This window comes from Paenibacillus sp. W4I10 (assembly GCF_030816325.1).
Taxonomy (GTDB): Bacteria; Bacillota; Bacilli; order Paenibacillales; family Paenibacillaceae; genus Paenibacillus; species Paenibacillus amylolyticus_B.
In genome coordinates this window covers 828,287-852,807 of sequence record NZ_JAUSXX010000001.1, presented here as the reverse complement: position 1 = coordinate 852,807, position 24,521 = coordinate 828,287, and the positions used below count along the sequence as shown (strand labels likewise).

Genomic DNA, 24,521 nt, shown 5'->3' with positions numbered 1-24,521 from the left:
ACGTGAAGGAGCCTAAAATTCATATGATCCAGGTGATCCAAATGCTTTGAATTTATTTCGTTGTTGTCCATCTGCATTGATCTCCCTCCAGCCATGAACAAATTGTATTGATTTCATTCTTCAAAAATATAACATACCACACTAACGAATAAAAAAAACACTCCGGCTATCCTCTAACCTGTCTTCAATGAATAAGATGCACTTATTATTGAAGGATCAGGCTATAGAACGCCAGAGTGTTATAAGTTCATATGTGTTCAGACGCTTCACAGGCGTCCGAAGGTTTCATCACAAAAATCTGTATTGAGCTTCTATTAATCCATTATACACGCCTTGTTTTTGGATCAGCTGCTCATGGTTGCCCTCTTCTTTAATTTCACCATGATCCAGGACGATAATGTTATCTGCATTCCGGATGGTTGAGAGACGGTGAGCGACCATAAAGGACGTTCTTCCCTGCAACAGCACCTTCAATGCTTCCTGGATTTTAAGCTCTGTCTCCGTATCAATGCTGGCTGTAGCTTCATCCAGAATCAGTATGCGTGGATCAGCAAGCAGCGCACGGGCAAAGGATAACAGTTGTCGCTGTCCCATGGATAATACGTTCCCGCGTTCCTCTACTTCGGTATCATATCCGCCAGGCAGCTTCATGATGAACTCATGTGCATTGACTGCTTTGGCTGCGTCCTCCACCTCTTCATTCGTTGCATCCAGTCGTCCAAATCGAATATTGTCACGAATCGTCCCCGAGAAGATGAAGGTATCCTGTAATACAATGCTGATCTGACTGCGTAAACTCTCTACCGTTACGTCCCGCACATCCTGTCCGTCAATGGTGAGACGTCCGCCAGATATATCATAGAAACGACTGATCAGATTGATGATCGTACTTTTACCTGAGCCCGTATGACCAACAAGTGCAATCGATTGTCCCGCAGCCGCCGAGAAGCTGATCCCTTTCAGCGCCTGTCTGCCCTTCTCGTATTCGAACACAACATTTTCAAATGCGATATCTCCTTTAATAGAAGGAAGTGGCTTGGCACCTGGTTTATCCGCAATACTTGGTTTTTCATCCATGAATTCGAAGATACGCTCCGATGATGCCATCGCAACCAACAACTGATTGTACATCTGTCCCAGACGGTTGATTGGGTCCCAGAAGTTGCCGACATAGTTGGCAAAAGCGACAAGTAATCCCACGGTCAACTGACCTTCCTGAATCAGGTAAGCACCGAACCAGAAGAGTATTAATGTACCAAAACCGCCTGTAATCTCAATCAGCGGTCCAAAGCCCTGGTTCATCGCTGATGCTCTATCCCATGACTTTTTGCTGGACAGGTTCATGTTGTCAAAGTATTTCATGTTCTCTTTTTCCTGGGTATAGGCCTGAGTCACTCGAATCCCTTGAATGGATTCATTCAAGTGGGAGTTAATTCGAGAGTTCTTCATGCGCACATCCTGCCAAGCACGACGGATCAGCACCCGCAGTTTGGTCGAGATGATAAACATGATCGGCACCGTAATGATTACGGCAAGGCCCAGTTTCCAGTTAATCAACAGCAAGATTACAATGATCCCGAGCAGCTGTACACAGTCGATCATGACGTTAACTGCACCGTTCGTGAATAGATCCTGAAGGGAGTTAATATCATTCGTAACACGTACCAGTACGGAACCTGCCGGTCTTTTGTCAAAAAAGTTAAAGGATAGCTTCTGGATATGCTTGAACAGATCCGAGCGAAGATCATAAATAACACGCTGTCCGATAATGTTCGTCAGTTTGATCCGGTACGTATTCGCAGCCCATTGAATCAGATACAAAACAAATATGGAGCCTGCGATAAGATAAAGCATAGTCATGCTTGGCAACCCCGTTGCCGGTGCGATGGCCCGGTCAATTGCCAGACTGATCAGAAACGGTACGGACAATTTCGTAATGGTACCCAAGATCATCATTAGAATAACAAGTGGTAACAGTTGTTTCGCATAGGGTTTCATGTATGCAAACAAACGTCCGAACTCTTTCCAGTTAAACGGTTTTTCAATAATTTCATCGTCCTGATACACAAATCGTTCATTCAGTTTCTTCTCAGAGGCCCCTTTGGCCTCGCGCCTGTCTGCTATCGTTTCGGCACTCATGAATTCACCTGCTCCCCAGCCTCCCGCTTACCGCGGGCAATATAATCTGCATATTGAATTTTATAAACATCCTGATATGGTCCAGGTACTTCAATGAGTTCGGTATGTTTGCCACGTTGTACCACGCGACCTTCATCGAGCACCAGAATCTCATCTGCATGTCGTAGTGAAGAAATACGGTGTGCAATAATAAATGTCGTTCTGCCGCGCATAACTTCCTGGAAACCGGATTGAATCTCGTGTTCTGTCTCCATGTCCACGGCGCTTGTTGCGTCATCAAGTACCAGAATTTTCGGATTTTTCAGCAAAGCCCTTGCGATCGCAATCCGCTGTTTCTGTCCACCAGATAAACCCATACCGCGCTCACCAACCACCGTGTCATATCCGTCCGGGAACTCCATAATGAAGTCATGAGCCTTGGCCAGCTTGGCTGCACGGATGATCTCATCCATGGTGACGTTCTTAAGCCCGTAGGAAATATTATTGCGAATGCTGGATGAGAACAGGAATGTTTCCTGGAAGACAGAAGCGATCTGACTCCGCAAACTGCGGATACCTATATCTTTGATGTTTTTACCATCCAGCTTGATCGTTCCCGAGTTCACGTTATATGCACGCATCAGAAGCTGAATGATAGTCGATTTACCTGATCCTGTTCCCCCGAGGAAACCGATTACAGAACCGGGTGCAGCGTCGAAATTAATATCGGTTACCGCTGGCATTTTGTTGCCGTAGGCAAAGGTAACGGATTCAAACGTTACATGGCCGTTGACCTGGTCTGCCTCCACAATGACCGGATCTTGCGTTTCTTCCACGTCCACTGGCGTATTGAGCAGTTCGAGCACCCGTTCACCTGAAGCTTTGGATTGCGTATAGTTGTTGATATGGAACCCAAGGTTCCACATTGGACCGATTATGTACCAGATCAAACTGAAAAAGGCAACGAGTTCACCGAGTGTCAGCGTCTTCTGTATAACCATTCTTCCACCAATCACTAGCAACAGTACGATACTCACCGAAGCAAGAATCTCCATGATCGGAAAATAACGACTCCACAATGTTGCCGCATGAATCTGATTTGTTTTGTAACGTTCATTACGTGTAGAGAATTTCTCCACTTCATAAGGCTCACGTGCAAAGGATTTTACCGTACGTACGCCAGTGATATTCTCCTGTACCGCTGTTGTCAGTGAACTGAGCGCCAGCCGCATCTCCTGAAACGCAGGGTGAATTTTGGATTCGAATCTCAGCGCAACGAAGGCAAGTAATGGGATGCATATGAGCGTGAACAGCGTTAGCTGCCAACTCATGGTCATCATCATGATTGCGCCGAATACGACCATCAAAACCATGTTGAGAATCTGGGCGAAACCAAATCCGATAAAGTTACGGATGGCTTCCAAATCTCCCGTGAGGCGGGACATCAGATCACCTGTCTTGGCCGTATCATAATAACGGAAGGATAAAAATTGGAGCTTTTCATAACATGCGTTACGAAGTCTGTACGCCAGGAAGTTACCCAAGCGTCCTCCAAAAAAGCCATGTAAAAACTGCATTCCCGCTTTCAAAATAACTACACCTAACACTGTCAAGGCAATTATGGGAACGTCTTCAAAAGTTCGCGGAACAATGATGTCATCAATCAGTATCCTCAGCATGTAAGGATACACCAACCCAAGTGCGGTCGCTAAGGCGAGGAACAAGATTGATACAAATAAATACGTTCGCTTTTCCCAAAAAAAGATTTGCAGTTGCCTAAGAACATCCATGTTTCTCCTCCTCTTATGTCGTTCAAAAATACTATGAACATTTATGAAGTTTATCACCGTACCCCATTCGCGGCAAAGCGAATAACAGACCATATTCTGCCTGCTTTCAGCTTATTGACGCATTAACGAAGGTAAATACCCACCTTTCAATCAAATGTTTGAATATTCTCTTTATTTCAGGTTGTTCGTACCAAAAAAAGGCTCCCTATATGCCTTTTCGGCAGGGGCCTTTTTGGGTTGATTTTCGCAACATTTTCAATGTGTTGCTGTATCATTCATTTTGTTTTACAAAGACTTCCAGAGAATACGTGTTATGCCGCGATTTTAACTGCGTTCAATCTGTTCCAGTTGGTTAGACAAGCTGGTCCATTGCTCCGCCGGAATTCCGCTCTCCAGTGTATCTTGAATTCCACTCACCGCCTCGTCCAGACGTTCTTCCAACTGACGGGATTGGTGTTGCAATGATTTACAAATCTGGTTGTCATAAAACTGAATCAGTTTGTCTTGCGCAGCAGGAAGAACTTCAATGATCATCTGTTTGAGGACAGGATCAAGTGCCTCTTGTAATCGCTGACGTCCATCTCCTTCGAAGAACTGTTTCGGATTGCGGAAATAATTCAAATAGCTTTTCCATCCAGACGGTTCTTCCAGACGAACTTCTTCAAGCACAGGTGTACTCCAGCGTTCGTTCAGTGGCAGTGACACATCCACGCCCCCTGATAACTGTCTCACCTCATCTATACAATCCGTAACTTGCTTCATCAGCCAGGTCTGACCTGCCTGCTCAAGTCTGAGGGTTGTGGCGAGCAGTTCCTGCTCCAGTTCAATGGCAATCATGCGTAACAGTTCACGTCCACAGGCTGCAAAAGCCATCTTCAGATTGCCTCGATCCTCCCGAAGTACGGATGGATGGAATGCTTCTGCCATGAATAGACCAAGGCGGTAGGCAAGTCGTTGCCGCACATGGAAGAGTAATTCTGCTGTTTCCTGTGACAATTCTTCCTTCATGGATCTTGCTGCAAGTTGCTGTATGCGCTGGCGTGACTGTCCCTGGATGGTCTCCAGTTCATCCCGCCGCTGCTGCAAAGCTTCCTCCCCTTGAGCCGCATCCTCCGCGCGTTTCTTCAGCCGCTGAATGACACGTGCCATCTCTTCGGAAGCTCCACCTACCGCAAGGTCGGCTAATTCTCTGCCTGCAAATTGGTTGAACTCTTCCTCAAACCGGATAAAACCGGATTGTTCAAGCAGCTTCGAATCACCTGCCATCTTGCCTTCCATCGCCAGTATACTGGATACCGGGAAGAGTCGTGGTGCCCGAATTCCATTACTGCGCAGTTGGGTGCTCACATGATCGAGAACCTGCTCCAGTTCTTCCTCAGAGGAAGACAAGTCACTGGCATTCACAACAAAGAACATCTGATCCATGGCAGAACTATCCTTAACACGTCCCAACTGATTCAGGAACTGGCGATCTCCTTGTGAGAAAGCATGGTTGTAATACGTTACAAAAATGAGTGCATCCGCATTCTTCATATAATTGAAGGTCACGCCCGTATGACGAGCATTCACGGAGTCCGCTCCTGGTGTGTCTACCAATACAATGCCTTGTTCAGTCACATCGCAACTGTAATAGAGATCGATACTGTCTACAAAACAGGACTTCTTCTCGTTTGCGACAAAGTTACGATAACCGTCCAGATCCACCAGCACATCCTGACCTAACTGGTCCGCTGTTTCTTCCCAGCCGGCTGCCGCTGCCTGCAAAAAGCTGTAATGCGGGCGCCCCGCCGGATGCACATCCTGTGGTGAGAGGGACCGTACTCGCTTCTGCCACTCCGCTCCAGGCTCACCCAATCCGAGCAATCGGAAGGAATAGCCGAGGTCTTCCTGGAAGGCATCCCGGGTCTTCATGCGGACCCGGGCTGTTCCATGCTCCGCGCCCCCGGCAGGAGCCATGATCCGGTTAATCGCCGCTGTTGTTGGATGCGGCGAGACGGGTAGTACAGCTTCGCCCAGCAACGCGTTGGCGAAGGAGGATTTGCCTGCGCTGAATGCTCCGAACAGCGCCAGAGTGAACGTGCCGCCCGCAAGCGAAGCCGCGCGTGCACGCAGATCCCGTACCGCCGACCCCATGGCGGGGTACGGCTCCACCAGCGCAGCAGCGGCTTCAAGCCGTGCCGCTGCTGCGTCCAGGCGTCGGCGGCGTTCAGCGCCAGCCGCCGACGATGGCCCAGGCACTGCCGCTGCGGCTGCGCGCTGCGCTGGCGGTGCCTCTGACGTCTGTGGCTGCGCAGCCACAGACGTTGACGTGCCCGCATGCGAACCGGAAGCTTCGCCCGGTTCAGGCACCGCGGGCACGTGCGGGCCCTTCACCTCCGGCAATAGCCCGGAGGGGAGGGGGCTCGCATCGGGCAGCAGGCTGCGCAGCTCTGCTGCCTCTGCGGCGGCGCTGCGCTGGAGCGCCGTGTAGCGCGCCGCCGCCGCAGATTGCGCCAGCAGCGCTGCGCGGCTGGCGTCCAGCGCCTGAAGCGCGGCTTCGCCTTGCGCTGCCAGCGCTTCCAGCATGCGGTCGGCCAGCATCATGGCCGACTTGCGATAGCGGGCCTCAATCTCGCCCCGCACATCTTTACTGAACTGAATCACATATTCTGGTGATACCTCTGCACTGGCACTGCGTTTCATCTCCAGCAATGCTTCATCTATAGCAGGCAGCTCCGTATTAAGCGATTGCTCCCACTCCGCTCCCCATAGCTGATGAGATTCACCCAGCTGTCTAAGCATCGTACGAATATGTACCTCAACTTGTCCGGAAGCCTGATCCTGTAACAGTCTTACCAGCTCAGAAGCACGGCGTTGTTTCTCCTGCTCGGTTTTGCCACCTGAGAACAATAAACCTACTCGGAAGCCCGGTTTGCGGCTCTCCAAATAGGCAGCAGCCGACGTACGAATATCCGCAGGAGTAAGATTTGCATTCGCCAGAAGAGGCTCAAGCTCTGCCCGGAATTTCTCACGCACTCGCGAAGGCCCGGTGCGAATATCTTCTGCTTGTTGATCAAGAAGCTCCAGCTCCCGTTCCAAGCGTTCAATTCCTTCCTTGCCACCGATCTCATCCAGCAGAGAATTTTCTTCATCCTCACGTTTCTCCGCTTCTCTCGTCAGGTGTTGCTCCGTTACATGACTGGCCGAACTTGCCAAACTGTGCGTAATTAACGCTTCCTTTTCTTGCATCATGTGTCCAATGAGTTCCGGAAGCACATCCCACTGGTTGTAGCGATGCTGCTTGTCGCGGAGGGAAGTAAACAACAGTCCGTCATATCTGACTTCCCAGGCCGCAAATATAGCTTCGACACCTTCGGTATATTGTTCAAAAGAAAGCTCACGTTCCCGATGCTTGTCGATCTGGTTTACGATCAAAAACAACGGTTTGCCCCAATCCGACAGACTCTTGGCAAATGAAAGATTTGTCTCGGACTGGACATGATTATAGTCCATGACGTAGAAGACCACATCCGCCAGATGGAGCGCGGAATGGGTCGCGAGACTGTGCCCCCGATCCGTAGAATCCACACCGGGTGTATCCAGTAGAACAGCATCATCCTTCAGCAGGGGAATATCATCCCATACCTCAATGGAGCTGTACGCTCCCCCATTTTTGCAATACGCCTCCAATTCCTCTGGAGAAACTTCAAGTGTTCCTGCTCCATTGTCAGCGCTTACGTTTGGCGTAGTATAAATAAGCGCTCTTGGCTTACCATTACGTATGGATACCACATTTGCACTTGTTGGCACGGGACTTGAAGGCAGCACCCGCTTACCGCACAAACTGTTGATGAGACTCGATTTGCCTGCAGAGAAATGACCACAGAACGCAATCGTCAGATGTTTCGTTTCCGCCTTGCTGATTAAATCCGTTATAGCCTGTACAGCCGTATGGTCCCCTGTCTGCTCCATCGCTTCACGCAGCGGAAGCAGAGGTTTGGCCATTTCTTTTGGGTAATCTGTTCTGGACATGACTGGCCTTCCCCCTGGCTCCTCTAATTTGACATCCGTTTCGACGTCTATCTCTTTTACAACATTTATTTTAACATTATCATGTTTGAATTTGAACGGTTGGAATTGAATATACATAAATGAACGTATAAATCTATAATCTAAAAAAAATAAAACCGAACAAGTCGGTTTTATCTGTAATACGTTTTATACTCGGTATTTAGCAAATGTTTACGCCAAGTGTCTGTTGCATGAATGCGATGCGATCACCTTAATGACAACGATCCTATGACATTAATACAACAGAATCAATAGTGTAATCACTTCTTATGAAACTGCGTTCTCCATGGAAGGCAGCAAGATTTCAAATACTTGTCCATGTTGCAGAATTGTAATGTCTCTGCCTTTGTCTCTCATAACAACAACTTCGGGTTTAACGGACATACGCTCCAGATAATGTTCAGGCACGTCGCCAGAGTGGCTTACTGTGATTCCTTCTACTTCTTTTTCTTCATTTTCAGCCATTTCCTGTTCAACGATTTGTTCAAAGATATCGGAGAAGGCCTCAAAATTGTCAGTGTACACGGAAATGCATTTCATGATTATTCATCCTTTTCTGCTCATTAATTTATTTTTCGTTTTCGGGTGGTGACACGTTCCTTATCTTTCCTGATTTGGGACGTTTTCATACGTTTTTTCCCTTCCCTGCATATGTCCAGCAATGGACAGATATGACACGCAGGGTTCTGTGCCTTGCAATGGTAGCGTCCAAAAAATATAAACCGGTGGTGAGTTAAAGTCCACTCGTCCCGGGGTACGCGCTTCATTAGTTTCTTTTCGACTTCAAGTACGGAGTCATCCCAACCTGCAAGCGCCAGCCGCTTGGATACACGTTCAACATGAGTATCTACCGCAATTGCCGGTACTCCAAACGCATTGGAAACAACTACATTCGCGGTTTTCCGCCCGACACCTGGTAGCGTCACAAGCTGATCATGTTCCTGCGGTACATCACCGCCATACTGCTCTATTAAAATTCGGCACATGTTCTGAATATGCTTGGCCTTGTTCCGGTACAAACCGATTCGCCGAATATCCTGTTCCAACTCTTCGAGAGGAACCGCCAGATAATCTGCTGGGCTTCTGTACTTCTGGAACAAATCTGCGGTTACCTTGTTCACCGTTTCATCGGTGCACTGGGCAGACAAAAGGACAGCTACCGTCAATTCAAATGCATTGCTGTGATTTAATTCGCAATGTGCATCAGGAAACATTGCTTCCATAGTTTCGAGTATATGTCTAACCGTCGCTGCATTCATGAAGAGCTACCTCCCACAAAATGACTCCACTCTGCGGAGCCTTACTTCGAAGCTTCATCCGAGTACTTTGCGGGGACCTCAAAAAGCTTGCAAAAAAAACGTCTTGATGCGGGAAAGATCCCGTATCAAGACGGTCATTCTTTTGATCCTCGAAAAGAAACGATTACTGTTTTTGAATCTCCAGAATAACATTGTTCAGGAGATACAATACAATATTATCATTATCTCTGAGAGATTGCACGCTTAAAGTATTGTCACCCTGGTGAACAAATACACTTGATCCGAGTGCAAAACGATAGTTTGTGTCTGCTGCCGTTTCCCGTTTAACCAAAATCTGGTTACCCACGCCATCATAAGACCAGAATTGTTTGCTCATGACAGTCAGTACTCTGAAGCGTGTGGAATTATCCGTATCTTTTGTCATTTCGACACGATCTCCAACCGTAAGACTCGTCAGTGAAGTTAATGTAGAGCCAGATTTCACGACTTTAACAGCACCGCTAACAGGCACGGTTTCAGTCTGGCCGTTAAACTGCTTGAGCGTTACGGATGAAGCATCCACCGCTGTAACTTCAGCCAGCGTACGCTTCAAGACTTGAACCGCTTTTGGCGTAGCTCCTTCAAACGTTACATTAATCAAGTTGCCTGCTGTCAGTTGTGAAGGCGTGATCGTCTGACCACTCTCTCCTGTCAGTACCGCTTGATCTACGTAGAACTGACTTGTCAACAGATCGGATTTTACTCGAATACGACTATTTGCTTCCAAGGCAACCACTTCGAATTGAGCCACAGTGTTCAGTGCAACCTTCTGCACTACATCCTGATTTGCTCCAAGCGTTACAGTCACTTTGTCACCAATCTTCAAATCTCCCAGACTTGCGCCCGATTTGTTATAGATCTCAACCGTAGGTAAGATAGTATAAGGCACTGTAATCGTCTGATTACCAGACAACAAACTGATTTTTCTGCCCGATGTGTCAATGTTGTTGATCGTACCTTCGTACTTGTAAATCACTTTAACGGACAACGCACGTGTTCCCACATAGGTCAGATCCAATTTGCGACCATCATTTAAAATCGACTCCAGACCAGCCAGTGTAGGTTTGGTTGAATTGTAGTCCAGTTTGGTTTTTTCGTCCAATGTAAATACAAACGGTTTTTTGTTGTTGTCCAGTACGGTAAGTACCTTTGTTTTGCTGTTGTAAGATACAACCGTTACTCCGTTCATAGGTTCCATTTGACGTCCAATCACCTGAATACGCGTTACCTGATCGTCAGCGTTCAATGACAACTCCACCTGATCCCCGTTCGTTGCATCTGTGATGAGATCATTCAGCGTTGCATCCTGAATGCCATTGATAATTACTTCCGGCTTTTCAATCAGCAATTTCGCCTCAAGGGAACCCCCTTCACGTTTGAACGTTAACGTAGACTGGTTGCCACCGATCTCAACCAATGTTCCGCGCACAGATTGCTCCACACCTTGAGACAATGTGATAGTTTGCAGAACACTGTCCTTTACGGTGTATTTCACGGCACTGCCGGCTTTGAGATCAGCCACTGACATGATACGGTTTTGATATGTGATAAGCAGATTGTCATTGTATGCAAACTGCTCTGTTGCACCCGCTGCATTGACAAGTTTGATCGTTTTTCCAGAAGTGGATACTTCAGCAACTACGCCATTGTCACTCTTGTTCACAATGCCGGATTTCACACGAATAGCAACTGTTTTTTTGTCAGCCGAGAACGTCTCACGCTGTACTTCGATGATGCTATCTGCCGTAATATCGGACAGTTTGATTGCATTACCATTCTGATCTATGAATGCAGTTGCCTCATCATAACTGTACGTTTCGTAATTCTCGCCCACAAAGATACCAATTTTATTACCAGACAATGAACGTGCAAATGTACCTTCAACACTTTCCACCTGCGGTGTAGCATCAACAACTTCCACATAGGAAGCCCCACCTGCCGAACCTACAATCATAACTTTCGTATACAGCTTCACATCTGTGGCGGAAGCACGAGTTTCACTGTCTTTCGTAAAGTAAGGCGTACTGCTGTTCACTGCGAAGTTAACGGCTTTGCCGTCCACAACCAGCGTGATCTGCCCATCTTTCAATCCTGTCACATAACCCGTGGATGTGTTCGGGTACGTTGTATCCGTTAACGATTCACCACGACTGAAGAAGGTAGCCAGTTGAGCACGGGTTACGGAACCAGTTGGATTGAATTTGTTGCCTTCCACACCTTTGGCCAGATCCAGGCTAACAGCCAGATTGACATAACCTTTACCACTTTCGGAAATACTTGCATTATCAGCAAATCCGGTAGATTGATTGTTGTGTGCCTTCGCTTCAGCATCCTTGTCCAATGAACGGATTAACAATTTCGTAATCCATTCCCGTGAAGCAGGTTTTTGACCCCAGGAGGTCTTGGATACATCCACCGTTGATTCTTCCGTTTTGTCAATCAGTCCCAGTTGAAGTGCCAGCGCGACATATGGCTTGAAATAATTTCCCACTTCCATGTTTGTCGGTAATGCCGCAGCCGTGTCGGTATTCAACTGGCCCTCTTGATTCATAAAACGGATTGCCATCGTTACAGCTTCTTGCTGTGTTACCGCGTCTCCTGGACGGAACAGGCCGTTGTTACCGAGAAGAATACCTTGATATGCCAGTTTGTACACATGTTTTTCAGCCCAGTATCCGACCTTGATGTCACTGAACAAACCAGTTGGTGCAGCCGTATTTGTTATTGCAGCAGTCTGACCCTGCCCCGTTTCTGTTGATTCTGCTGCCATGGCAGCTCCGCCGGCGCTAAGGGCCATCATGCCTGCAAGCACGGCTGATACTACTTTTTTAGAGTGTGATGGATTGTTATATTTAAAAGTCACCTATGATTCCCCTCTCTCATGTAAAACGACCCATATTCCGTGGATTCACGGTACAACAGCATGCTGTACAGCCTATTCGGATCTTGTCATTGGATGTTCAAGATCCACATGGCCCATCAGACTCTCCGTCTGCTGACCATCCACCAGTAAATCAAGTGATTTTACTTCATCAAACTGGAAGAACGTTTGTTTTAAAGCATCCAGCGCATAAGATTCTCCACCTGCTCCAAGACGTGCCGTATCCGGCATATGAATATCCAGCGTAAGAGCTCCATCCTTGAACTGAACAGACTTCAATTCAATTTCTTTAGACCACAGCGGAACAAGTTTAGCGTCTTTGCTCTGTTGCAGTGATTCAAAGGCAGCTTTATATTTGGCATCATCCGATGCGTATGAAATCTCTGCCGAAGCTTTGTGCAACTCCAGTTCTTCTTCATCCGTATAGAATACAGTGATCGTTTTCTTTTCATTACTTTCGGAAGTTGCCGGCTTCTCCGTAGATGTTTCGCTTGGCGGAGTAGTTGTAGTCGCTTCCTCCGAACCGCCTTCCGTCGATTCTGTAGGCGTTGTATTCTCTTCAGGCTCAGCAGTTACCGGTTCGGTAATTGTTTCGCCTTCAACCTCGGTCACATTGTTTTCAGTTCCTGCGCCTTGCGTCTGATTCGGAGCAGCTGTTGGCTTGCTTCCACATCCAGCAGCAACTGCCATAACCGTTACCAGCAAGGCTGCAATCCATATTTTCTTGTTCATTCTAACTCCGCCTCCTCAACATAAGGGCTTGTCCCTTATTTAATTCCCAGATACTCCTTGATTCCTGCAACAATCCCTTGGGCAACACTGTTCTGGAAACTCTCCGTGAACAGGGCTGCTTCGTCGCTCTTATTGCTAAGGAATCCACCTTCCAGCAGAACTGCTGGCATTGTCGTTTCACGGGTCACATGGAGACTTGCCGTTTTCACTCCACGATCTTTCAGTCCGGAAGACTGTAAAAGATACTTGTGCATCACTGTAGCAAGTGCTTTGCTGTTGGAGCGTGTATAGAATGTCTCTACACCGTTCGCAGCAGCAGGGCCACTGTTAGCATGAATGGAGATGAAGATATCCGCTTTTATGTCTTGTGCAATCTTCACACGTTCTTTCAATGCCAAAAATGTATCATCGCTGCGCGTTAACACAACGTCAATTTTGGATTCTTTTTTCAACAAGGCTTCCACTTTCAGAGCCATTGCCAGATTGAAGTCTTTTTCACGTTTACCAGTTACACCGATTGCCCCAGGATCATGATCTCCGTGTCCTGCATCGATAACGACAACTTTTTTGCCATTATTACCAACTGGAGGAGCAGGTGTACCACTTTGATTGTCCAGGTTAATCATGATCAGTCCGGAATCATTTTGCACACTGTACCCTTTTGAACTGGACAGATCGATTACAAAACGAATTGTAGATGGGCTGTTGCTGTATAACGAGTAACGAATCTTAGACACATCCGGATAGCCGCTAACGACGAGTTGTCCATTCTGGTTGCTGTCTAGAGCCTGTCCTTCACTGAACGAATCAGCAAATGCGGTATTCGGCAAGTCTATAACGATTCGATCTGGTCCTGTCATCGTGAAGACGTTCGGCTTCGTACTTCCGCTTGTTGCAATCATGAAGCGGTTGTCGCTGAAGCTGATGCCGTTCACCAGTACAAGACCTTCTTGATCCGATCCTCCGCCTTCATTGCCAGAGTTCGGAGGTGTGGTTGTCCCGTTTCCGGAACCTGAATTCTGGGTAACTAATGTTACCGTCTTCGTGGTATTGTTCCAACCCACCTTAAGACCCATTTCCTCACCAATAAATCGGAGAGGTACGAGCGTAGTACCATTTTTCACGAGTGGCGGGGCATCCAGGTTTACGTTACTGCCGTTCACCGTTGCCGTCTTCTGTCCAACAATCATCTGCATGGCAGTGTTGTCTTTGCTAATAGTCACCGTTTGCGTTTGCTGCTTCCACTCCACGCTATATCCAAGATTTTCGGACACAACCCGGATCGGAACCATCACCTTGCTGTTGATAATTTCCGCTTTTGTATCCGATGGCTGTACGATTTCTTTTCCGTCTAGGATAATTTTCGTGTCTGTCGCTGCGTGACTATAGCCCGGGAATACGAGCCCAAAGACAAATAACAGTACCAAAAAACCGAACTTCTTCATCCTTCACCCCTACCATTCTCATATTTTTTTGCCGCATGTTGTCATTTTCCAACTCCGACTGACCGCTTGGGCATTACCAGACACCTATTAGACGCCCCTCGCTCTCAAAAGTTGCGAATATATTCCAACATAACAGAAAAAAAACGTTGTCAGATCAAGCTTTTTTTACATTTTAATGTCTTCTTTTTTCCTTATTTATCAAATATACATCTCTAAACAACGTACTATCCTAACCTTCATATTTGCGCACAATTCAATTTACAGTCCCAAAAATTCAACAATTCCTTCCACAATCGCCTGTGCACATTTGTTCTGGTATTCTTCCGTGAGCATGACTGCTTCATCTGTAGGGTTACTTAAAAAACCAAGTTCAAGTAACACAGCAGGCATGGTTGTTTCACGCGTCACATGCAGACTAGCCATTTTAACCCCACGATCCTTGAGTCCTGTTACCGGCAACACATATTTGTGAAGAGTGTCAGCCAAAGTCTTGCTTTCTTTACGACTGTAGAGCGTTTCAATGCCGTTTGGTACCGGTGTAGTGAATTTGTTTCCATGAATGGACACAAAAACATCTGCCTGATTCAATTCAGCAATATCCACACGCTGTTTAAGTGAAAGTTCTGTATCATCCTGGCGTGTAATGACCGTTTGAATATTTTGGTATTGTTGAAGGATTGCCTGTACCTTCAGCCCTACAGCCAGATTGAAATCCTTCTCATAAGCTCCTGACAAACTCACTGCACCCGATTGACGACCACCATGTCCCGGATCAATGACCACAATTGTTTTACCATCATTGGTAGGTACTGCCGGTTGGCTTGTCGGTTCTCCATTCGTGGCTGTCAGGTCAACGAGCAAGACATTGTTATCTCCAACAGACCATTTGGCTGTAGCCGTCTGATTCAGATCCAGAACGACACGCACGGTAGAAGGCGATTTACTGAACATGGCATAACGGACTTTGGAAACTATTGATGAATCCGTAACGAGAATCTGTCCACTGCCATCCGGATTAGATGCTTGTCCCTGAATGAATTCCTGAGAGAATTTCGCTGAAGGCAGATCAACAATAATTCGGTCTGGCCCACCAATACTGGATACTTTGGGGCTAATATTACCGTTTGTTGCTACAATCAACCGATCTCCGCTGAAGCTGATGCCTTGAAGTTCTGTCAAACCATCCGGGACAGGTGCATCGACGGGGTCACTGTCACCTTCCGTTTCAACTACAGGAGGAATACTAAATAGGCTTACTGTCTTGGTTCCATTGTCCCAGCCAACACGCAGACCCATGCCTTCCCCAACAAAGCGTAACGGAACAAGCGTAGTTCCCTGTTTGATCAGTGGGGGCGAATCCAAGTTCACCACGTTTCCATTCACTGTAGCTGCATCTTTGCCAGCCGTCATTTGGATCATGCTGTTTCCTTTTTGAACCTGGACTGACTGAGTTTCCTTCTCCCACTTCACCTTATAACCCAGGTTCTCGGATACAATTCGAATTGGAACCATGACCGTTTTCCCGATATTCTCTGCAGGTGCACCAGTCTGCTGGTTAATGGTTACACCGTCGAGTACAATCGAGGGAGTGGTGTCTGCATGGGCCATGATTGGGAATAAACATAGGAACAGAAGAAAAACGACTGCTGCCGACCATTTTTTCATACCTCATCCACCATTCTTTTTGTCTTTTGAACATCCGACCTGATTCTCTGCAGCGTAACATCAATGACAATATGTAACCTTCCATAATCTACTAATCAGTTTATCAGATATTGTCTGATCATCCGGTTACAACGTTGTCATATTTAGTCGGAAACAGAGTGGCAAAAAGGTTACTTTCTCCATTCGTCTAGTTCCCGAAATCATATGGAAATTACATTCCTCATCCATTTTTGCTATGCTGAGTTCAAATACTTGATTACAGGAGATTGAGACTTGATGCCTAAAATACTGATCGTGGACGATGAAGCAGATCTTCGAAAGCTACTGACTGATTATTTTGAAATTAACGGATATTCCGTGATGACGGCCAGGGACAGCCGGGAAGCGCTGCGGAAAGTGGAGCAACAACCCGATCTTGTTTTGTTAGATATCAACATGCCTGAACAGAACGGCCTTCAATTATGTGAAAAAATTCGGGACTACGTCTCTTGCCCCATCTTATTCTTAACGGCTCGAATCGAAGATGCTGATAAAATAGCAGGTTTTCGTGCCGGAGGCGATGACTATATCCTGAAACCTTTCAGCATTGGCGAGTTGGGCGCCAGGGTCGAAGCACATTTACGCAGGGAACAACGAATCCAAACTAAATCTTCGGTAAGGTTTAACAATGAATTGGTCATTGATTATACGGCCAGGGAGCTCTACTACCTGGAAAAGCGAATTTCACTGCCCAAAAAAGAGTTTGATATTGTCGAATTGCTGTCCACGCATCCTGATATGGTGTTTGGAAAGGAACGCATATACGAAAAGATTTGGGGCATGGACGAGCAAGGCGGACAGTAACGTGATCGCAGAGCATATCCGGCGAATTCGCTACAAATTAAAGGAATACGGCTGTGATAATCAAATCGAGACTGTTTGGGGAGTAGGCTACAAATGGCCAAGTTCATGACTAGACTCCTGTTTTTAAAGCGATTGTCCTTACTCCACTCTTTTATGCTGTTGTGTGTGGTCACACTTATTGCCGTGCTGGCCATCATAACCATGGAGTTTGCTTGGGCGGAGAACCTGCGGCTGCGTTTCGGAGATACGGATTGGGTGCTGCCCTCCCTCGTCTCGGCGGTTCTGCTAACCGTAGCGACTGGAATTGTCACCATGGCCGTTCTATTTTACAGATGGAAGCTAAAACGTCCGCTGGAGCTATTAAAACGAGCATCCGAAAACATTTCGGCCAACGATCTAAACTTCCGCATTTCCTATGACAGCCAGGATGAGATGGGCGAGCTGATCGCGCTATTTGAAAACATGCGCTCACAATTGGAAAAAAACCTTAAGACACTTTGGCGTTCGGTTGAAGAGCGCAAGCAGATCAATGCTATTTTTGCCCATGATCTGAGAACACCCCTGTCAGTGTTAAAAGGAAACGCCGAGCTTCTCGCCACCTATCTTCCCGAGAAGAAGTTGTCGGAAGAAAAGGTGCTCGACCTGATCCATACTATGAACCTTCACATCTTGCGTCTGGAGAGTTATGCAGAGGCCATGAACTCAATTCAGAGGCTGGAGGATGTGCCGTTGAACATCCAATCGATGGATACGATCTCATTGACGGCTTTGCTGGACGGCAGCGCTGAGCAAATCGCGAAACAGTACGGTATACGTTTCGTCTCTTCCGTGGAATATGATAATGCCTCAGTGCATGTAGATCCCTATCTCGTCATGCAGATATTCGAGAATATAGTGGCTAATGGGGCAAGATACGCAGCCAGTCAATTAAACGTTCACTATGACGTGCAGGGTGGCATTATGAAGATTACCGTCTCAGAGGACGGTCCTGGTTTCTCTGACGAAGCACTGAGTAAGGCTATACTCCCTTTTTACCGAGGCGAAGTATGGGATGCGAGCGAACATCGCGGGCTGGGCCTTTACGTTTGCAAGGTGTTTTGCGAAAAACATGAAGGTAGTCTTCAGATTGCAAACGGTCCTAACGGAGGTGGAAGCGTGACGGCAAGTATTGGGACGCAAGTTGATAAATAGTTGAAAATGATCTGATAACATCTTCTTATCTTGAATTCGAGGAGTGTTATCATGCTAAAACTAAAAAAAAGATTGTATATCACAATTAGCTGCTTGTTGTTATGTATCGCGTGGGCGACCCCCTTATCCGCCAATGAAGCCAGAGACAGGACAGAAGTTCTGCAGGAGATCGACGAATATATGAATCGGAGCATGAAGGCCAATCACATTAAGGCTGCTTCACTGGCGATTGCCAATAACGATGAGGTGTTTTACGCAAAAGGCTACGGGACATTTGCAGATGGCCAGAAGGTTACGGGCAACACCCCTTTTCCCATTGCTTCACTCAGCAAGTCCTTTACTGCATTGGCCGTTCTGCAGTTGGTGGACAAGGGTCGGATCAACTTGGATGCTACTTACGCTTCCTATTTTCCAGAGCTTTCTCCACAGGATCCCCGCGTTCTTGACATCACGGTCCGTCATTTACTGAATCAGACGAGTGGTCTCAATGACAAGATAAATCCCGATATGACAAAGACTCCGCAATTCCAATCGTTGGCTGAAGCGAACCAATTATTAAACACGGTTCAACTTGCCCATATCCCCGGAACGGCCTACAGCTATCATAATCCTAATTACGTGCTGCTGGCGAACCTCGTGGAAAGTGTTAGCGGAGAGCGCTTTTCGGATTACTTGAAAGAACATATTTTTGAACCGCTAGGAATGAACCATACCTTCAGTGTCAGTACGACGCAGCAATTCTATGAGAATAATACTATCCCGCTAGGACATTACCTGAGTTTGGGACGCTCTGTAGGTCAATCTGAACCGCTTTGGTTCATTGAAGGCCCCGCCGGCATCGTTTCAACCGCAGAGGACATGTCCCTTTGGATGCTTTCCCAATATAATGGCCGCCTCGTTTCCCCTGTGCTGATGAAACAATATCATGCAGCAGGAGATTTCAGTCCGTACGGCATGGGCTGGCTTGCAAACCAAGATGCGTCTAGCGGCCGAACAATCTCCCACAGCGGCATTTTCTGGACCTACAAGTCAGAAGAACTGGTTTATTTGGACGATCAAATGGGCATTGCCGTAATGTTTAATTCTGGTATAAACGCTTATGTGAATTACTCGGCATTTATTGATGGAATAGCGGATATTATGAGGGGGCAGGAACCCCAAACCTCTTTTGTGAACGGTCGGAATATGGAAATAATCATGATAGCGCTGATCATCGCTACGCTTGTATGGGGCATATACGCCTATTTCCGCATACGTCGGAGCAACCAACGCCTAACGATCAGCAAATTGATTATGATCATGGTTGGTAGACTGATCCCGGTTCTAATTCTCTTGTCTCTGTTCCCCTTGGTTACATTTATCGGCGGAGGACGTGTGCTGCCATGGTTTGGCATCTGGACTACCCTATCAACTCCAATCATATGGCTTATGGTATGGTCACTTGTGAATTTCGTGCATTTGGCTTGTTATATCTATGTCTATTTTCAGAATACAAAAAACGACCATTTGGAGTTACCTCAGTAATCGATTTTTAGGTTCCTCTATTTAGTCGGCTGTTATAGTATCTGTTGAAGTATTCGGCCAAGAAGAATCAGGAGTTCTATGTATAGCTGACTTATTAAGCTAATTTAGCTTCTGAAACTACAAAAAGCTTCTGTCTCACCGATGGGAACAAGGTCCCTTTGGCGAGGCAGAAGCTTTCTTCTATACGATACTTTAGTAATTAACCGAACAGTTTTGCCGCGTGGCGTTGTTCGTAAGCAGCGATTTCATCATCATGTTGAAGAGTCAGACCGATATCGTCCAATCCTTGCAACAGGAATTGACGACGGTGCTCATCCAGATCAAAATCGATATGCAGTCCGTATGCATCGGTGATCGTTTTGTTTTCCAGATTTACATTCATCTCATAGCCTTCATGTGTCGCTGTACGTTGGAACAAGTCTTCAACTTGCTCTTCTGACAACTTGATTGGCAAGATTCCGTTCTTAAAGCAGTTATTATAGAAAATGTCTGCAAAAGATGGAGCGATCACACAACGGAATCCATAGTCCATAATTGCCCATGGCGCATGCTCACGGGAAGATCCACAGCCAAAGTTGGCACGTGAGATCAGGATGGATGCCCCTTCATAACGAGGTTTGTTCATTTCGAAGGAAGCATTATTGTTGCCCTCTTCATCAAAACGCCATTCATAGAATAAAAATTGTCCAAATCCGGTACGTTCAATCCGTTTCAGAAACTGTTTCGGAATGATTGCGTCTGTATCTACATTGACCCGGTCTACCGGTGCAACGATGCCTTGTAATGTTTTGAATTCTTCCATATTAAACGTTCTCCCTTCTGTCTGTTATAGATTAGATCGCTGCTTCTGTTTTGAAATTCCAGTCCCGTACGTCCACAAAGTGACCCTTAACCGCTGCTGCTGCTGCCATTGCCGGAGATACCAGGTGCGTACGTCCTCCGCGTCCTTGGCGTCCTTCAAAGTTACGGTTGGAAGTCGAAGCACAACGTTGTCCTGGCTTCAATACATCCGGGTTCATCGCCAGACACATGCTGCATCCCGCATCACGCCATTCAAATCCGGCTTCCGTAAAGATTTTATCCAAACCTTCTTGTTCTGCTTGGATTTTAACTCGTCCTGAACCTGGTACAACAATTGCTGTAACCTGACTGGATACCGTGTGACCTTTAGCCACTTTTGCTGCTGCACGCAGATCTTCGATCCGACCATTGGTGCAAGAACCGATAAATACATAATCAATTGGAATCTCGGCGATTGGTGTTCCCGGTTCAAGCCCCATATATTCAAGCGCTTTTTCAGCCGCTTTGCGTTCGTTTTCTGTAGGCAATTCAGCCGGAACAGGAACTTTCGAAGAGATGTCGGTTCCCATGCCAGGGCTTGTTCCCCAAGTTACTTGCGGAATCAATGTCTCCACATCGATTTCAACCACATGGTCGAACTCGGCACCTTCATCGGTTACAAGCTGTTTCCAACCTTCTACAGCTTCATCAAACTTCGCACCCGCTGGTACGTATTCACGTCCACGCAGATATTCAAATGTTGTTTCGTCAGGAGCGATCAATCCTGCTCTTGCTCCACCTTCAATGGACATGTTGCACACCGTCATACGCTCTTCCATGCTCAACTCACGGATGGATTCGCCTGTGTACTCAATAACATAACCTGTTGCAAAGTCTGTACCGTATTTGGCGATGACTGCGAGGATCATATCCTTCGCGGTTACACCCGGGTTACGTTTGCCGACAAAACGAACTTCCATTGTTTTGGCTTTTGCTTGTTGCAAACATTGAGTTGCCATAACGTGCTCAACTTCACTTGTTCCGATTCCGAATGCCAGTGCGCCAAACGCACCGTGTGTGGACGTATGACTGTCACCACATACAATCGTTTTACCCGGGTGAGTCAGACCCAGTTCAGGTCCCATAACGTGTACAACGCCTTGATCAATCGTGTCCAGATCATACAATTTCACGCCGAAATCACGGCAGTTTTGCGAAAGTGTATCAATTTGTTGTTTGGAGATAGGATCTGTAATGTTGAAACGGTCTTTCGTTGGAACGTTGTGGTCCATTGTCGCAAATGTCAGTTCAGGGCGACGAACTTTACGTCCGCTCAGACGAAGACCTTCAAATGCCTGTGGAGAAGTTACTTCGTGCACCAGATGCAGATCGATATACAGAATGCTTGGTTTGCCTTCTTCTTGATGAATCACGTGGTTTTCCCAAATTTTCTCAAACATCGTTTTTTTACTCATCATTTTCACCTCATTATAAGTTCGGTCCTTGGAAGAGCCTCGTGTTTCCTTTAAAAAGTGAAGCTCTTGAATGACATAAATATACCACCCTGTCCTTCATTGTTCCAAGATATAATATCTATAGATGTAATAGGTTTAACCTATAGTAAGAGAAAGACAAATAAACCACTGCTCATCGCAGAGGTTTCAATTGATAACAATTATCATTATCAGATAAGTCTTATACTACGTTCCCGCTTCTTCGCTGTCAATGCTTTTTATCTAGAACATAAAAAAGCAGCCCTGAATCCAGAGCTGCTTTCCTAGTTTCTGTTATGAAATGAAAATTATCATATCAACGCCTACTATGAGAGTACTTGTCCTACTACTGTATTACAAACCGTTATTCGCAATCACATCTTTGTACCAATAGAAACTCTTCTTGCGTTTTCTCTCCAGTGTTCCATTGCCGTCATTATCCTGATCTACATAAATAAAGCCATATCGTTTCTCCATCTCTGAAGAAGAATAACTAATCAGATCAATAACTCCCCAACTGGTATAGCCCAGCAATTCAACACCGTCCAGAATCGCCTCATGCATCTGTTCAATGTGAGAGCGGAAATAATCAATACGATAATCATCCTGAATGCTACCATCAGCTTCAATCGTATCTACGGCTCCAATCCCATTCTCAACGATAAACAAAGGCACCTCGTAACGGCTGTACAGTTCATTCAGTGAAATGCGCAGACCTACCGGGTCAATCTGCCAGCCCCAATCATTCGTTTGGAGATACGGGTTCTTCACCCCTCCAGTTGTATTGCCACTCACCTGCTCCAATCGGTCGCCATCCACACTTGATACCAGGGACATATAATAACTGAATGAGATAAAGTCCACAGTGTGTACTTTCAGAATCTCCTCATCCCCCGCAAGCATATCGAGGTTAATTCCTTTTTCGGCAAAAAATCTCTTCGTAAAGTACGGATAAGCCCCACGTACCTGTACATCCGTAAACATAAGATTAAATTGATTATCCTGGGAAGCAACGAGTACGTCTTCGGGATTACATGTATGAGCGTATGTTGTCAGTTTGGTAAGCATACATCCGATCTGAGAGCCGGGAATGATCTCATGACAGTATTTCACTGCGAGCGCACTCGCTACAAATTGATGGTGCAACCCCTGATATACAGCCTGCTCCACATTTTCGAAACGCTCCGGAACAATACCACCACTCGTAAACGGATGACGAACAATGCTGTCAATTTCATTAAAGGTAATCCAATACTTCACTTTGTCCTTATAACGGGTGAACACGGTTTTGCAAAAGCGAACAAAATACTCGACGACTTTCCGATCCGTCCATCCACCGTGGTGATTCACCAGATACATCGGCATCTCGTAATGGGACAACGTAATCAATGGTTCGATTCCTTGTTTGAGCATGCCATCAATAACGCGGTCATAGAACTGCAAACCGGCTTCATTCGGCTCTGTTTCGTTGCCATTCGGGAAAATTCGGGTCCATGCAATGGATAGTCGCAACGTTTTGAGTCCCATCTCCCCAAACAGGGCGAGATCCTCCTCGTAACGGTGGTAGAAATCAATGCCTCTGCGTTTCGGATATTCTCTGTCCGAGGTAGACTCCATCGCAGCCTTGATCTGTTCTTCATTGATCGCATTATGTTTTTTATACTCACTCTTGGCCACACCTTTTCGATAGATAGCAATGTCGGCAGTAGATAGACCTTTGCCATCCACATTCCACGCTCCTTCTGCCTGATTGGCAGCAATCGCTCCTCCCCATAGAAAATCTTCTGGAAACGTTCTTGTTGTATTGGTCATTGTGTATTCCTCCTTGGATTATCTCTGTGACTCTTTGATTCACGCTCAATTGCGACTCATGACCCGATTGATATGAATGATCAAATACATCATCTCTTCATTGGAGATCGTATGTTCAAACCGGGCTTCAATATAATCCTTGATTAGCAGTACGCAGGCTTCTTCCTGCGGGTATTTATTCGCGATCTGCTCAAAGAGCTCATGATCCTGCGTGTTTAATGTTTTATGCTCAAAAAGCCGTTGAATGAAAAACTGCAAATGGGTCAAAAAGCGTGAATAGTTGATGCTGTGTGTATCCAGCTCCACTTGATAGTGAATTTTGATAATATTGAGTACATCCTTGACTGTATTGGTCATCAGCATGACCTGATTCATATTGTCATCATTCTGCTGGGCATTAACGAGATGAAAGGCAATATTCGCCGCTTCCTCTTCAGGCAGGGAGAGTCCAAGCTGCTTTTGAATGAGAGACAGGCCATGCAACCCGATACTGAACTCCTGGGGATAGAACTTTTTCACTTCCCACAACATTCGGTTCTGGATCGTCATATTGTCCTTGAATCGCTTCATGGCCATATACAGGTGATCCGTTAATGCGACATAGAGATGATCACTCAGATGGCGGGACAATGTATGTTTGGCGTATGAGATGATTTCATCAGCCAGAATCAGGTATTCTTTTGGCGTTTCCTTCATCAGGGCGGTGAGATCCGAAGAGATCGTTTCATTTTCAAGGACATAGATCTTCTCGATCTCATCCTCGCCCACGACATCTCCCGGTTTGCTCCTGTAGCCGATGCCCTTTCCCATCACAATAACTTCCTTGTCATCCTCACCACGTCTGGCAAGAACAATGCTCGAATTCAGTATTTTTATGACTTCCATATCAGGCTGCCTGC

Annotated in this window: 17 protein-coding genes; 4 read left to right on the top strand and 13 right to left on the bottom strand. The window is 46.4% G+C overall.

Annotated elements, in window-relative coordinates; translation table 11 throughout:
* Positions 1–288 precede the first annotated feature (288 nt).
* The 9 genes from QF049_RS03880 to QF049_RS03840 form a co-directional block, all read right to left on the bottom strand.
* A complete protein-coding gene (locus QF049_RS03880) occupies positions 289–2,139 on the bottom strand; it encodes an ABC transporter ATP-binding protein (protein WP_091017941.1) in 1,851 nt (616 codons plus the stop codon).
* On the bottom strand, positions 2,136–3,908 hold the full coding sequence (locus tag QF049_RS03875; RefSeq protein ID WP_124116257.1) for an ABC transporter ATP-binding protein: 1,773 nt from the start codon (positions 3,906–3,908) through the stop codon (positions 2,136–2,138). The genes QF049_RS03880 and QF049_RS03875 overlap by 4 nt, the downstream gene beginning before the upstream one ends.
* 324 nt (positions 3,909–4,232) lie before the next feature.
* Positions 4,233–7,919: a dynamin family protein gene (locus QF049_RS03870; RefSeq protein WP_307534925.1), complete on the bottom strand. Its 3,687-nt coding sequence runs from the start codon at positions 7,917–7,919 to the stop codon at positions 4,233–4,235.
* 306 nt (positions 7,920–8,225) lie between these two features.
* Positions 8,226–8,498 (bottom strand): hypothetical protein, encoded by a 273-nt coding sequence (locus QF049_RS03865; RefSeq protein ID WP_017687779.1) that lies wholly within the window; start codon positions 8,496–8,498, stop codon positions 8,226–8,228.
* A 23-nt stretch (positions 8,499–8,521) separates the two neighbouring features.
* Positions 8,522–9,217, bottom strand: coding sequence for an endonuclease III (gene nth / locus QF049_RS03860; RefSeq protein ID WP_036607558.1), 696 nt, complete (start codon positions 9,215–9,217; stop codon positions 8,522–8,524).
* A 163-nt stretch (positions 9,218–9,380) separates the two neighbouring features.
* Positions 9,381–12,119, bottom strand: a complete 2,739-nt coding sequence (locus tag QF049_RS03855) for an S-layer homology domain-containing protein (RefSeq protein ID WP_307534923.1) — start codon at positions 12,117–12,119, stop codon at positions 9,381–9,383.
* 72 nt (positions 12,120–12,191) lie between these two features.
* A complete protein-coding gene (locus tag QF049_RS03850; RefSeq protein ID WP_307534921.1) occupies positions 12,192–12,869 on the bottom strand; it encodes a GerMN domain-containing protein in 678 nt (225 codons plus the stop codon).
* Between the two features lie 35 nt (positions 12,870–12,904).
* Positions 12,905–14,314 carry an N-acetylmuramoyl-L-alanine amidase family protein gene (locus tag QF049_RS03845; protein WP_307534920.1) on the bottom strand — a complete coding sequence of 470 codons (1,410 nt, stop codon included), beginning with the start codon at positions 14,312–14,314 and terminating at the stop codon, positions 12,905–12,907.
* 258 nt (positions 14,315–14,572) lie between these two features.
* Positions 14,573–15,979 (bottom strand): N-acetylmuramoyl-L-alanine amidase family protein, encoded by a 1,407-nt coding sequence (locus tag QF049_RS03840; RefSeq protein WP_307534919.1) that lies wholly within the window; start codon positions 15,977–15,979, stop codon positions 14,573–14,575.
* Between the two features lie 276 nt (positions 15,980–16,255).
* Between QF049_RS03840 and QF049_RS03835 the strand changes: the two genes are divergently transcribed.
* The 4 genes from QF049_RS03835 to QF049_RS03825 are packed head-to-tail and all read left to right on the top strand — an operon-like array spanning position 16,256 to position 19,537.
* Complete coding sequence (locus tag QF049_RS03835; protein WP_483874748.1) at positions 16,256–16,822, top strand: response regulator transcription factor; 567 nt, start codon at positions 16,256–16,258, stop codon at positions 16,820–16,822.
* Between the two features lies 1 nt (position 16,823).
* Entirely contained in the window at positions 16,824–16,931 is a 108-nt protein-coding gene (locus tag QF049_RS31470; protein ID WP_483874747.1) for a winged helix-turn-helix domain-containing protein, read from the top strand.
* Positions 16,916–18,013, top strand: coding sequence for a HAMP domain-containing sensor histidine kinase (locus QF049_RS03830; protein WP_307534917.1), 1,098 nt, complete (start codon positions 16,916–16,918; stop codon positions 18,011–18,013). Before QF049_RS31470 ends, QF049_RS03830 begins: the two co-directional genes overlap by 16 nt.
* A 51-nt stretch (positions 18,014–18,064) precedes the next feature.
* A complete protein-coding gene (locus QF049_RS03825) occupies positions 18,065–19,537 on the top strand; it encodes a serine hydrolase domain-containing protein (protein ID WP_307534915.1) in 1,473 nt (490 codons plus the stop codon).
* Between the two features lie 199 nt (positions 19,538–19,736).
* On the opposite strand, the gene leuD is transcribed toward QF049_RS03825, so the two are convergent.
* From leuD to licT, 4 genes are all read right to left on the bottom strand, one after another.
* Positions 19,737–20,339, bottom strand: coding sequence for a 3-isopropylmalate dehydratase small subunit (gene leuD, locus QF049_RS03820; RefSeq protein WP_091028995.1), 603 nt, complete (start codon positions 20,337–20,339; stop codon positions 19,737–19,739).
* A gap of 31 nt (positions 20,340–20,370) precedes the next feature.
* Complete coding sequence (leuC, locus tag QF049_RS03815) at positions 20,371–21,792, bottom strand: 3-isopropylmalate dehydratase large subunit (protein WP_124116247.1); 1,422 nt, start codon at positions 21,790–21,792, stop codon at positions 20,371–20,373.
* A 372-nt stretch (positions 21,793–22,164) separates the two neighbouring features.
* Positions 22,165–23,622, bottom strand: coding sequence for a glycoside hydrolase family 1 protein (locus QF049_RS03810; protein ID WP_307534911.1), 1,458 nt, complete (start codon positions 23,620–23,622; stop codon positions 22,165–22,167).
* A gap of 45 nt (positions 23,623–23,667) precedes the next feature.
* Positions 23,668–24,507 carry a BglG family transcription antiterminator LicT gene (gene licT / locus QF049_RS03805; RefSeq protein ID WP_307534908.1) on the bottom strand — a complete coding sequence of 280 codons (840 nt, stop codon included), beginning with the start codon at positions 24,505–24,507 and terminating at the stop codon, positions 23,668–23,670.
* Positions 24,508–24,521 lie beyond the last annotated feature (14 nt).